This window comes from Actinosynnema sp. NPDC023658 (genome assembly GCF_040639995.1).
Classification (GTDB): Bacteria; Actinomycetota; Actinomycetes; order Mycobacteriales; family Pseudonocardiaceae; genus Actinosynnema.
The window spans coordinates 5,511-17,663 of sequence record NZ_JBFAAX010000092.1 but is presented as its reverse complement, the minus strand read 5'-3'; the positions used below and the strand labels follow the sequence as shown (position 1 = coordinate 17,663).

Here is a 12,153-nt window from a genome sequence, read left to right as displayed (position 1 = left end):
CCGAGTTCAACGCTCACGCCTAACGCTGGTCGTCTTGAGCGTTGAACTCAGGTGTCGTGGACGTAGGACTCTCGCGGTCTGGACGTAGGACTCTCGCGGTGTGGAGGTAGGACTCTCGCGGGAGGTGGGGGTCAGGCGTCGCCGTTCAGGCGTTGGGACAGGCCTGAGGGGCGTTGGTCCTGGCCGCCGGACAGGCGTTGGGACAGGCTCGGGCGCGCGGTGGGCACCTGTTGGACCGTCGGCACGGGGCCGGGGGCCACGCGCAGCTCCGGTTCGGGCTCGGGAGCCGGTGGCGGCGGAGGCGGCGCGGGCCGACCTGCGGCGACGTGCGCGGCCAGCACCATGGTCGAGTCCGGGTCGTCGGCCCGCGGGTCGACCGCGTTGACCATGGCTCGCGGGATCTGCTGGGTCGACGACGAGTCCATGGGCGACGTCATGTTGTCCGGCGTCACGACGTGGATGCCACGTGCACGAGCACGGGCGAGCGCCGCGTCGGCCCGAGCGCGGGGGTCCATCCGGATCTCTCCTGCGTGTGCCTTGGGCCGGCTGGGGGAACGCCGGCGTGCCGATCGGTGGCGCTCCCCGACATGGACCACCGCCCGTGCCGCCGGAGTGCTCGTGCCAGAGTATTCGCAAACCACGGGTGGAAGTAAGCCGAGGAGGAAAAACGGCATGTCGGAGCTGCAAGGCGCCGAGGCGGTGGTTCTGGTCGGGGGCAAGGGAACCCGACTCCGGCCGCTGACCCTGTCCGCGCCCAAGCCCATGCTGCCGACCGCTGGGGTGCCGTTCCTCACCCATCTGCTGTCGCGGATCAGGGAAGCCGGTATCACCCACGTCGTGCTGGGCACGTCCTACAAGGCCGAGGTGTTCCAGGAGCACTTCGGTGACGGGGCGGCGCTCGGCCTGGAGCTGGAGTACGTGGTCGAGGACGTGCCGCTGGACACGGCGGGCGCGATCCGCAACGTCGCCCACAAGCTGCGCGAACGCGACGTGCTCGTGTTCAACGGCGACATCCTGTCGGGCGTCGACCTGCGGGCCGCGGTCCGCACGCACCGCGAGGCCGAGGCCGACGTGACGCTGCACCTGGTCCGGGTGGACGACCCGCGCCGGTTCGGCTGCGTCCCGACCGACGGCGACGGCCGCGTCACGGCGTTCCTGGAGAAGACCGAGAACCCGCCGACGAACCAGATCAACGCGGGCTGCTACGTGTTCCGCCGCGAGGTGATCGAGGACATCCCCGCTGGTCGACCGGTGTCGGTGGAGCGGGAGACGTTCCCCGGCCTGCTGGCGGCGGGCGCGCGGGTGCAGGGGTACGTCGACGCGTCGTACTGGCTGGACCTGGGCACGCCGGCCGCGTTCGTGCAGGGTTCGGCGGACCTGGTGCGCGGGGTCGCGCCGACGGCCGCGCTCACACTTCAGGGTGACGCGGTGATCCTCGAAGGCGCGGCGGTCGACCCGGACGCCGTGGTGACGGGCGGCTCGACGATCGGCACGGGCTGCACGGTCGCCGCGGGTGCGGTGGTGGACGGCTCGGTGCTGTTCGACGGCGCGGTGGTCGGGGAGGGCGCGCGCGTGGAGCGCAGCGTGCTCGGCGCGAACTCGCTGGTGCAGACCGGTGCGGTGGTGTCGGACGCGGTGATCGGTGACAACGCGGTGGTCGGCGCGCGGTGCGAGCTGATCAACGGCGCGCGGGTGTGGCCGGGCGTCGTGCTGCCCGAGGGCGGGGTGCGCTTCTCCGCCGACGTGTGAGTGCGGATGATGACGGGTGGACGTCGGCCGGGTGGCGTGCCCGGACGACGTGCGGTTCCGGTGACGTGAAGTTCCGGTGATGTGAGCCAGGTGGTGTGCCGTGATGCGCAGGACGTGGACGCCGACGTTCCCCGTGGACCTCGCCGCGCTGCTGATGCCGTTGCGGCGGGGTGCGGGCGATCCGACGTTCCGCACCGGCGACGGGGTGTGGCTGGCCGCCAACACGCCGGCCGGGCCGGGCACCCTGCGCGTCCGCCGCACCGACGTGGTGGAGGCGGACGCGTGGGGTGACGGCGCGGAGTGGCTGCTCGACGGGCTGCCGGCGTTGTTGGGCGCGGGCGACGACGACTCGGCGTTCGAGTGCCACCACCCGCTGGTGGAGCAGACGCGGCGACGACGTCCGGGGATCAGGCTGGGCGCGACGGGACGGGTGTGGGACGCGCTGCTGCCCGCGATCCTGGAGCAGAAGGTCACCGGCATCGAGGCGTTCCGGTCGTACCGGGAGCTGACCCGCCGGTTCGGTACGCCCGCGCCCGGTGCGGCCGGCCTGTACGTCCCGCCGACGCCGCGGGCGATCCTGGGCGTCACGGACTGGGAGTGGCACCGGGCCGGGGTCGACGGCGGGCGTCGCCGTGCCCTGATCGCGGCGGCCCAGGTCGCGCACCGGCTGGAACGCGCGGCCGAGCTGGGCGGCGAGGAAGGCCGCACGTTGCTGCGGAAGGTGCCGGGCGTCGGCGTGTGGACGGCGGCGGAGGTCGCGCAACGGGCGTGGGGCGACCCGGACGCGGTCAGCTTCGGTGACTACCACCTGGCCGGCATCGTCGGCTGGGCGCTGGTGGGAGGGGCGCTCGACGACGACGGCATGGCCGAAGTGCTGGCCCCCTACGCGCCCCAACGCCACCGCGCGGTCCGCTACGTCCTCGCCTCGGGCGTCACGAAACCCCGCCGGGGTCCGCGCTTCTCGCCGCGCGACTACCGCGCCATGTGATCACCGCTCCCCCGGTCGACCCGTCGTCGACAGGGCGTACCCGTCGTCGACGGGGCGGGATCAGCGGGTCATCATCTTCAGCCGCAGGGCCAGGCCCGCGCGCACGGCCAGCATCAGCGGCGCCCACAGCGGGCCCCGGTGGCGGTCGGCCAGGTAGCGGTAGGCGCTGGAGTGGTGCGCGGCGAGCATCCGCTCCGACGCGCGCCGGGTGGAGTGGCCGCCGATGTGCACGACCTCCGCCTCCGGCACGTAGACGTTCAGCCACCCGGCCCGGCCGAGCCGGTCGCCCAGGTCCACGTCCTCGAAGTACATGAAGTAGCGGGGGTCGAAGCCGTCGACCGAGTCGAACGCCTCGCGCCGCATCAGCAGGCACGAGCCGGACAGCCACCCGGCGGTGCGCTCCTCCGGTGACGCCGCCGCCTGCCGGTAGTCGCGCGACCACGGGTTCGACGGCCAGACGACCGCGAACAGCGCGTGCCCCACCCCGCGGCCCAACGACGGCAGCAGCCGCGCCGACGGGTACACCGCGCCGGACGGTTCGCGGATCAGCGGGCCGAACGCGCCGCCCCGGGGCCACCGCTTCGCCGCCTCCAGCAGCACGTCCAGGCTGCCCACGCCCCAGGACAGGTCGGGGTTGGCGATCACGACCCACCCGACGGAGTCCGGCAGCGACGCGACCCCGCGGTTCACCCCCGCGCCGTAGCCGAGGTTGCCCCCGGTCGGCACGAACGTGACGTGCGGGTGCTCGGCGGCGGCCCGCTCGGGCACGCCGTCGGTGGACCCGTTGTCCGCCAGCACCACCGACACCGGTCGGGTGGTCGCGGCGGACAGCGTGGACAGGAAGGTGTCGAGGGTCTCACCGGGCGAGTAGGTGACGGTCACCACCGCCAGCTCGTCTCCGTAACGCGTCACGGCGGCCACCCTAGTGGTGGTGCGCGTGGTGCACGACGGCGTGCCCCTTGCCGCGCGCGATGAGCCACCGGTTGACGGGCACGGTCAGCACGAACGCCACCACCAGCGAGATCACCAGCGCGCCCCAGAACAGCGGGTTCGACAGGCCCGCGTCCATCGCGCCGGGCACCACCACCATGACCGCGTTGTCGACGACCTCCATCACCGCGATGGACACGGTGTCCGCGGCCAGCGCCACCTTCAGCGCCGCGGCGAAGCCGAGACCGGTCTTCAGCACGCCGCGCAGGGTCAGCGCGTAGCCGAAGAAGAACGCCAGCGCGATGGCCAGCACGACGGTGCCCCAGCCGGGCAGGCCGAGCGCGGTCCCGACGACCATGCCGAGCACCTCCCCGATGGCGCAGCCGGTGAGGCAGTGCAGCGTCGCGGAAACGGCCGTTGACCAGGATGTCCTCATGCCCGGAACTATACCCCCAGGGGGTATCCAAAAAGCAAGGGGAAGCACACTCGACCGGAAGGTGTCCTCAGCGCCTGCGCTGCGAGCGGGCCGCGCGTTCGTAGGCCAGCCGGTGACGGGCGGCCGACGTGGACCAGGAGAAGTCCTTCGCCCGCACCACCGCGGCCGAGGACAGCTCGGCACGCCGGGACGGGTCGTCCAGCAGCTCGCCCAGGGCCGCCGCGATGTCACCCGCGCCGACCCCGCAGTACGCCACCGCGTCGCCGCCCACCTCGGGCAGGCTCAACCGCCGGGTGGTCAGCACGGCCGCGCCGCACGCCATCGCCTCCAGCACCGGCAGGCCGAAGCCCTCGCCGAGCGAGGGGTAGGCCACCAGCTCCGCGCCGCCGAGGAACCCGGCCAGCGACGGGAACGGCAGGTAGCCCGCCCGGATCACGCGGACCCGGTGCGGCACGGCGTCCAGCGCCCGTTCCACCTGGCCGTCCCAGCCGGGCTGACCGGCCAGCACGAGCGCGGGCGGGTTCGGCCGGTCCCGGCAGGCCTGCGCGAAGCCGCGGATGAGCGCCGGGACGTTCTTGCGCGGTTCGAGGGCGCCGAGGAAGGCGACGTAGGGCGCGTCGCCCAACGACAGCATCCGCCGGACCTCGGCCACCTCCTCGGGCGTCGGCGGGTGGAACCGCTCGGTTTCCACGCCGTGCTGCGCGATGTGCAGCAGCCGCCGGTCCGCGCCCGCGACCCGGGCCAGCTCGTCCGCGGTCGCCCGCGACGGCACGATGCACAGCGCCGCCCGGCGCAGCGAAGCCCTGGTCCAGGCCCGGAAGAAGCGGGCCTTGACCGACGAGTGCAGCACCGCGTCGGTGAAGAAGGTCGCGTCGTGCAGCGTGACCACCGAGGCCGCGCGGCTGGCCAGCGGCACGGTGTAGTGCGGCGAGTGCACGACGGACACGCCGAGCCGGTTCGCCAGCCGCGGCAGGGACGTCTGCTCCCACGTCAACCGGGCGGTCCTGGTCGCCACCGCCTCCGCCGCCGGGACGACCCGCGAGCCGGGCGCCAGGGACGTGTAGAGCGCCGCGTCGCGGGGTTGGCACACGACGCTGAGCCGGGCACCGTCCGCGTCCAGCGCGGCCACCAGGGAGTCCACGTACCGCCCGACGCCACCCCGGTCGGCTGGGACGGCGGTGGCGTCGATCAGCACGCTGGGTTCGACGGGTGACACGCGGTGAAGGGTACGGCGGGCGACCGGGAGGTTGACCGGGATTGCCGCAAACGGTTCATTAACGAATCAGCCCCAGGTGGATGTCCCACACCGACCGCGCGGCGTTTTCCCAGGTGAACGCCTCGGCTCGACGACGTCCCGCGGTGACGAGACGGTCAACGAGTGACGAATCGGACAACGCCGAGCGCAGTGCTGTGACCAGGGCCGCACGGTCGCCGCGCGCCGCCGTCAGGCCCGCGCCGCCCGCCACCTCGACCAGCGCCGGCGCGTCCGAGTGGACCACCGGCACCCCGGCCGCCATCGCCTCCACCACGGGCAGCCCGAACCCCTCGGCCAGGCTCGGCGCGGCCAGCACCGCCGCCCGGCGCAGGACGAACGCCAGCCGGGCGTCGCTCAACCGCCCCGGCAGGTGCACGTGGGGTGCGCGCAGGTCCACCCCGCCCCAGCCCTGCGCCCCGACCACGACCAGCGGCACGCCCAGCTCGGCGGTCGCGGACACCAGCAGGTCGAACCCCTTGCGCGGCTCGATCGTGCCGATCGCCAGCACGTACCGGGGCGGCACGTCCACCGGCTCCTCCGCCGGGAACGCCGTGACGCCGTTGCCCACCACGTGGACGGGGGCGGGGCCGGGCGCGTGCCGCCGCAGCTCCTCGGCCACCACCGAGGTCGGCACCACGATCCCGGCCGCCCGCGCCGCGGCACGGCTGATCACCCGCCGGTGCCACGCCACGCCGCGGGCCGTCAACGTCGACGGGTGGGTCCACGGCACGGTGTCGTGCACGGTCACCACCACCCGCCCGCGCGGCGGCGCGAACGGCGTGCACGCGTGCACCGAGTCACCGCCCGGCCAGTACGGCACGCCCCGCTCCCACGCCGCGATCAGCGCACGTCGGGGCAGCGGGAGCACCTTGGGGCCGCGCACACCGGGTACGACGGCCGCCGACACGTCCGCGTGCCTGCTCACCGCACCCGTCACGGTCCAGCCGGGTGGCGCGGTGGCGGCCAGGGCGGCGGCCAGCTCGCGGGTGTACCGGCCGGTGCCGCCGGGCACCGGCGCCAGCAACTGCTCGGTCAGCACAACGAGGTCGGGCACGTCGCGTACCGTCTCACGCCGTGTCGATCCCCAGCACGACGGTGGTCGTGGTGACGTGGCGCGGCCGCGAGCACATCACCGCGTGCCTCGACGCGCTCGCCCGCCAGCGTCCACATCGGACGCTCGTGGTGGACAACGCCTCCGACGACGGCACGGCCGAGCTGATCGCGGCCCACCCGAGCCGCCCGGAGACGCTGCGCCTGCCGGTGAACCGCGGTTACGCCGGTGGCCTGGCGGCGGCGTTGCCGGGGATCACCACGACGTACGTGGCCTGGCTGAACGACGACGCGGTGCCCGACGACGGCTGGTTGGCCGCCCTCGAGGACGCCCTCGACGCCACCCCGGACGCCGCCGCCGCGTCGCCGTCCATGCTGCTGGCCGACGGCTCGACCCAGTCGGTCGGCGTCCGGCTCACCGCCGACGGGCACGGCGCCGACCTGGTCCTCGCCGGCCGGGAGGTGTTCGGCTTCTGCGGCGGCGCGGCGCTGCTGCGCAGGGACGCGCTGGAGCGCGTGGGCGGCGTCCCGGCCGGGTTCTTCTGCTACTACGAGGACACCGACACGGCGTGGCGGCTGCGGCTGGCCGGCCACCGGGTGCTGTCCGTCGGCCCGGCCCGGGTCCACCACCGGCACGGCGCGAGCACCAACCCCGGCTCGCCGCTGTTCCACCGCTGGAACGAGCGCAACCGGCTGCTGACCCTCCTGCGCTGCGCGCCGCCGGGCACGGCGTTGCGCGAGCTGGCCAGGTTCACCGCGATCACCGCCCTGCTGCCGGTCCGCCGCGCGGTGCCGGACGCGGCGAACTTCCGCGTCCCGCTGCGCCTGCGGGTGCTGCTGGAGGTGCTCGTGAGGCTGCCGGCCACGCTGGTCGACCGGTCCCGGATCGGCCGGCGGGCCACCGTGACCAGGCGCGCGGTGTGGCGGGAGTGGGCCGGCCGGTAGCTCAGGGCCGGGCCGGCGGGCGGCGCCTAAGGCACCTTCACCGCCCGCTGCGGAGCGTGATGAGGCAGAGTTAGCCCGTGGAGCAAGGGACCCTGCCTGACGTGTCGGTGGTCGTGGTCAACTACCGCGGCGCCGACGACACCATCACCTGCCTGCGCGCGTTGTCCGCCGACCTGGACTACCCGGAGGACAAACTCCAGGTCATCGTGGTCGACAACGCCTCGGGCGACGGCAGCGCGGACCGCATCCGGGCCGCCGCGCCGCGCGCGGAGGTGGTCGAGGCGCCGGACAACCTGGGCTTCGCGGGGGGCTGCAACCTGGGCGTGCGCGGCGCCCGCGGGTCGGTGGTCGCGTTCCTCAACAACGACGCCCGCCCCCACCCGCAGTGGTTGCGCGAGGCGGTGCGGGTGCTGCGCGAGGAGCCCACCGTCGGCGCGGTCGCGAGCAAGGTCCTCGACTGGGACGGCCGGGAGGTCGACTTCGTCGACGGCGGCCTCACCTGGTTCGGCATGGGCTACAAGCGGCACGCGGGCACGCCGGACGGCGGCACCCACGACACCCCGCGCGACGTGCTGTTCGGCACCGGCTCGGCGCTCGTGGCGCGGACCGCGGTGTTCCGCGAGCTGGGCGGGTTCGACGAGCGGTTCTTCATGTTCTACGAGGACGTCGACCTCGGCTGGCGGATGAACCTGCGCGGCTGGCGGGTCCGCTACGCGCCCACGTCCCTGACCTTCCACAAGCACCACGCCTCCATGTCCTCCGTGGACACGAGCCGTGAGCTGTACCTGTTGGAGCGCAACGCCCTCGCCGCGCTCTACAAGAACTTCTCCGACGACACGCTGGCCAAGGTGCTGCCCGCCGCGCTGGCCCTGGTGGTCCGCCGGGCCACCGCCCGCGGCGAGATCGACGCCACCCAGCTGGAGATCACCCGCCGCCCCGACGACCCGGCCGACGACCGCGCGCCCGTGCCGGTGCCGCGGCAGGCGCTGGCCGGGTTCCTCGCGATCGACCAGTTCGTCGAGCTGCTGCCGTCGCTGGCCGAGTCGCGCCAGGCCGAGCAGGCCGCGCGCCGGGTGTCCGACGCCGACCTCGTGCCGCTGATGCGCAAGGCGATGGAACCGGCCTACCCGCTGCCCCGCTACCTGGCCGCGCACGACGTGCTGGTCGAGGTGTTCGGGTTGCAGGAGGTGTTCGGCCGGCCGCGCCGGGTGCTGGTCATCACCGGTGACGCCATCTCCGACCGGATGGCCGGCCCCGCGATCCGGGCCTGGAACATGGCCGACGTGCTGTCCGGCGAGCACGACGTCCGGCTGGTCACGGTCAACCCGCTGTGCGCGCCGCCCGAGTCGTCGTTCCCGGTGCTCAAGGTCGCGCGGCGCGACCTGCCCGCGCAGGTCGAGTGGGCCGACGTGGTCGTGCTCCAGGGGCACGTGCTGGAGTTCCTGCCGGAGCTGAAGAAGCCGACCTCCACCAAGGTCGTGGTCTGCGACATCTACGACCCGATGCACCTGGAGCTGCTGGAACAGGGCAAGGACGACACCGACGAGCAGCGTGAGCTCGACCTGCGCGGCGTCACCAGGGTGATCAACAACCAGCTGGCGCGCGGCGACTTCTTCCTGTGCGCCTCGGAGCGGCAGCGGCACTTCTGGCTCGGCCACCTGACCGCGCTGGGCAGGCTCACCCCCACCCTGTACGACAACGACCCGACCGTGCGCTCGCTGCTGGCCGAGGCGCCGTTCGGGCTGCCGGGCAAGCCGCCGCAGCGCACCGGGCCGGGGCTGCGCTCGACGCTGGGCCTCGACAGCTCGGACAAGGTCCTGCTGTGGGCGGGCGGTGTGTACAGCTGGTTCGACCCGCTGACCCTGCTGCACGCGGTGGACCGGCTGCGCACCCGCCGGTCGGACGTGCGGCTGGTGTTCCTCGGCATGAAGCACCCCAACCCCGAGGTGCCGGACATGGACATCGCCGGGCAGACCCGCGCGCTGGCCAAGCGGCTCGACCTCGTCGGCGGGCACGTGTTCTTCAACGAGACGTGGGTGCCCTACCACGACCGGCAGAACTGGCTGCTCGACGCGGACGCGGGCGTGACCACGCACTACGAGCACGTGGAGACCACGTTCGCGTTCCGGACGAGGGTGCTGGACTACCTGTGGGCCGGGCTGCCGATCGTGACCACGGACGGCGACTCGTTCGCCGACCTGGTGCGCCGCGAGCGCCTCGGCGTGGTGGTGCCGGCGGAGGACCCGGACGCGCTGGCCGACGCGCTCGACAAGGTCCTGTACGACGCCGACTTCGCCGCCGGCTGCGTGGAGCGGATCGCGGTCGTGCGGGAGCGGTTCACCTGGGAGAACGTGCTCGCGCCGCTGGCCGCGTTCTGCCGCAACCCGCGGCCGGCCGCCGACCGGCTGCCCGGCTCGTCGTTCATGGTGGCCAACCGGCCCCTGGGGCGGCGGGAGAAGGTGCGGCGGGACGTGGCGCTGGTCAAGGAGTACCTCGACGCCGGTGGTCCGGGTGAGCTGGCCCGCCGGGCGACCGGCCGGGTGCTGAAGAAGTTGCGCGGCCGTGGCTAGGCCGCTGCGGGTGCTGATCGACGGCACCCCGCTGCTCGGGCAGCGGACCGGGATCGGCCGGTACACGGCGGCGTTGGCCGAGGAGCTGGCGTCGATGCTGGACGAGGTCGACGTCCGGGCGGTCGCGTTCACGCTGCGCGGGTGGCGGGCGCTGCGGACCGTGCTGCCGCACGACGTGATCGCGCGTGGGCTGCCGGTGTCGGCGCGGCTGCTGCGGCAGTTCTGGCTGCGGATGCCGTTCCCCCCGGTGGAGTTCCTGGCCGGGCCGACCGACGTCATGCACGCGACGAACTTCATCCTGCCGCCCGCGATCCGGGCCGGCGGCGTGACCACCATCCACGACCTCGCGTTCCTGGACACGCCCGGCGACCTGCCGCCGTCGGACCGCCGGCTGCCCGAGCTGGTGCAGCAGTCGGCCACCCGGGCCGACGTCGTCTGCACGCCCACCCGCGCGGTGGCCGAGGTCGTGATGGAACGGCTGTCGGTGCCGGAGTCGAAGATCGTGGTGACGCCGCTGGGCGTAGACCCGGCGTGGTTCGCGGCCCGTCCGCCGTCGTCCGCGCTGCGCGCCCGGCTGGGTCTGCCGTCGGAGTACCTGCTGTTCGTCGGCGCGGGCGGGCCGCGCAAGGGTCTCGGCACGTTGCTCACCGCGCACGCCTCGCGCCCGTCGTTGCCGCCGCTGGTGCTGGCGGGACCGCACGCGGTCAGCGCGGACGACCGCGTCGTGCGGACCGGCTACCTCACCGACGTGGACCTGAGGAGCGTCGTGGCGGGCGCGGCGGCGCTGGTGCTGCCGTCGCGCGACGAGGGCTTCGGGCTGCCGGTGCTGGAAGCGTTGGCGTGCAACGTCCCGGTCGTGTGCACGGACGTCCCGGCGTTGCGCGAGGTGGCCGGCGGGTACGCGACGCACGTGCCGGTCGGTGACGTGGAGGCGTTGGCGACGGCCATGTTCGACGCGGTGGAAGCCCCGCCCCGCGCCGCCGACCAGGCGGCGCGGCGGACCCACGCGGCGGAGTTCACGTGGCGCAGGACGGCGGAGAAGACGCTCACGGCCTACCGGCGTGCCGCGGATCGGTGACCGCCCGACCGCGTCGAGGACCGGGCAGGCGCGGGACGTCCGCCGAGGGCTGCCCGGCGACCGCTCCGCGTCCGACCGGGCGCGGGCTACGAGTGGCCCGGTTGCCGGTCGACCTGGGCGGGCTTGAGGACACTCCACGAGATCTGCCGTGATCCCGTCACGGCACAGACGCGACGCAGGAACCGCTGCCGCTCGCCCTCAGGACGAGGCGCGGTCACTTCAGGGGAACGCCCGAGCGCGGACATGGCGGAAAGGTTCCCGCACCGGTCGAGCGCAAGACCAGTGCGACAATCCGACTCCACCCCAACGGCGCAACCGACCCCTCCGGTGGTCACTCCCCGCGTCCACTGCGATGATGCCGGCCATGAGCTTCACGGCTGTGTGGCCGATCATCGACGAGAACGACGCCGACGCCGCCGACGAGATGACCGTCGGCACGCCGGAGGACGTCGACACCCTCCTGCGCCGCCTGGCCGAGCCCGGCGCGGGCCCCGCCGTGATCGAGCACCAGGCCCGGGAGTTGATCGTCGACACCGAAGGCCTGCTGGGTGCGCCGGGCACCACCAGGATCCCGGACCACGACGTCGCCGCCGCCGTCCACCAGGGTTTCGGCTACCTCACCCACGCCGACCCGGACCACGACTACTCGACCCTGCGGGGCGACCCGGCGTCCCCCGAGTACCGGTCCGAGTACGTCGACTACCCGGCCGGCGCGGGCGTCCCGGTCGAGGTGCTGGCCGCCGCGCTCAAGGACTTCCTGGCCACCGCCGAACGCCCGGCGCACGTCACCTGGCAGCCCGCCTGACCGACCCGCGCGGCCGTCTACCGCGGCGGCACGGGGTGGGACACCCAGACGTTGGGCTCCACGTACACGGCTACGTTGTGCGACGTCGACACGAGCACCGGGGTCAGCGCACCGGGCACGACCACCGGCCCGTCCCGGTCGAACGGCAGCCCGGTCCACTCCCGCCACCGCGCGGGCGTCGCCTGCACCGTGGACGAGCACCACGCGATGCCCTCGACCCGTCCCCCGGCCCGCACGTGGGTCCGCAGCCACCGGTCCGCCGGCAGCCCGTCCGGACGGGTCCGCGCGGCGTACTCGTCCATCGGCACCTCCGGCTCCGCCGCCTTGTCCGGCGGCCTGAGCGGCAC

General features: G+C 74.0%; 11 protein-coding genes and 1 pseudogene. 6 read left to right on the top strand and 6 right to left on the bottom strand.

Annotation, left to right across the window (positions count from 1 at the left end):
* Nucleotides 1-131 precede the first annotated feature (131 nt).
* The gene (locus AB0G02_RS13720; protein ID WP_360793488.1) at nucleotides 132-515 is read right to left on the bottom strand and encodes a hypothetical protein; all 384 of its coding nucleotides are present in this window, start codon (nucleotides 513-515) and stop codon (nucleotides 132-134) included.
* Between the two features lie 157 nt (nucleotides 516-672).
* Here AB0G02_RS13720 and AB0G02_RS13715 point away from each other — a divergent pair, with 157 nt between their 5' ends.
* Nucleotides 673-1,749, top strand: coding sequence for an NDP-sugar synthase (locus tag AB0G02_RS13715; RefSeq protein WP_360793486.1), 1,077 nt, complete (start codon nucleotides 673-675; stop codon nucleotides 1,747-1,749).
* A gap of 103 nt (nucleotides 1,750-1,852) precedes the next feature.
* Nucleotides 1,853-2,737, top strand: coding sequence for a DNA-3-methyladenine glycosylase 2 family protein (locus tag AB0G02_RS13710; protein WP_360793484.1), 885 nt, complete (start codon nucleotides 1,853-1,855; stop codon nucleotides 2,735-2,737).
* Nucleotides 2,738-2,797: 60 nt separating this feature from the next.
* Here the strand turns inward: AB0G02_RS13710 and AB0G02_RS13705 are convergent, their stop codons facing one another.
* From AB0G02_RS13705 to AB0G02_RS13690, 4 genes are all read right to left on the bottom strand, one after another.
* Nucleotides 2,798-3,649 (bottom strand): glycosyltransferase family 2 protein, encoded by an 852-nt coding sequence (locus AB0G02_RS13705; RefSeq protein WP_360793482.1) that lies wholly within the window; start codon nucleotides 3,647-3,649, stop codon nucleotides 2,798-2,800.
* A 10-nt stretch (nucleotides 3,650-3,659) separates the two neighbouring features.
* Nucleotides 3,660-4,103 (bottom strand): DUF4396 domain-containing protein, encoded by a 444-nt coding sequence (locus AB0G02_RS13700; protein ID WP_360793480.1) that lies wholly within the window; start codon nucleotides 4,101-4,103, stop codon nucleotides 3,660-3,662.
* 67 nt (nucleotides 4,104-4,170) lie between these two features.
* Nucleotides 4,171-5,298, bottom strand: a complete 1,128-nt coding sequence (locus AB0G02_RS13695; RefSeq protein WP_360793492.1) for a glycosyltransferase family 1 protein — start codon at nucleotides 5,296-5,298, stop codon at nucleotides 4,171-4,173.
* Nucleotides 5,299-5,377: 79 nt separating this feature from the next.
* Nucleotides 5,378-6,412 carry a glycosyltransferase family 1 protein gene (locus AB0G02_RS13690; RefSeq protein WP_360793478.1) on the bottom strand — a complete coding sequence of 345 codons (1,035 nt, stop codon included), beginning with the start codon at nucleotides 6,410-6,412 and terminating at the stop codon, nucleotides 5,378-5,380.
* A 26-nt stretch (nucleotides 6,413-6,438) separates the two neighbouring features.
* Here AB0G02_RS13690 and AB0G02_RS13685 point away from each other — a divergent pair, with 26 nt between their 5' ends.
* The 4 genes from AB0G02_RS13685 to AB0G02_RS13670 all read left to right on the top strand — a co-directional run bounded on the left by AB0G02_RS13685 (nucleotide 6,439) and on the right by AB0G02_RS13670 (nucleotide 11,806).
* Nucleotides 6,439-7,353, top strand: a complete 915-nt coding sequence (locus AB0G02_RS13685) for a glycosyltransferase family 2 protein (protein WP_360793490.1) — start codon at nucleotides 6,439-6,441, stop codon at nucleotides 7,351-7,353.
* Nucleotides 7,354-7,430: 77 nt separating this feature from the next.
* The gene (locus AB0G02_RS13680; RefSeq protein WP_360793476.1) at nucleotides 7,431-9,923 is read left to right on the top strand and encodes a glycosyltransferase; all 2,493 of its coding nucleotides are present in this window, start codon (nucleotides 7,431-7,433) and stop codon (nucleotides 9,921-9,923) included.
* Nucleotides 9,916-11,001, top strand: coding sequence for a glycosyltransferase family 1 protein (locus AB0G02_RS13675; protein ID WP_360793474.1), 1,086 nt, complete (start codon nucleotides 9,916-9,918; stop codon nucleotides 10,999-11,001). Before AB0G02_RS13680 ends, AB0G02_RS13675 begins: the two co-directional genes overlap by 8 nt.
* Nucleotides 11,002-11,365: 364 nt before the next feature.
* Nucleotides 11,366-11,806: an Imm1 family immunity protein gene (locus tag AB0G02_RS13670; RefSeq protein ID WP_360793472.1), complete on the top strand. Its 441-nt coding sequence runs from the start codon at nucleotides 11,366-11,368 to the stop codon at nucleotides 11,804-11,806.
* A gap of 17 nt (nucleotides 11,807-11,823) precedes the next feature.
* On the opposite strand, the pseudogene AB0G02_RS13665 reads toward AB0G02_RS13670, so the two are convergent.
* Nucleotides 11,824-12,153: pseudogene (locus AB0G02_RS13665) on the bottom strand (hypothetical protein); the annotation flags it as partial.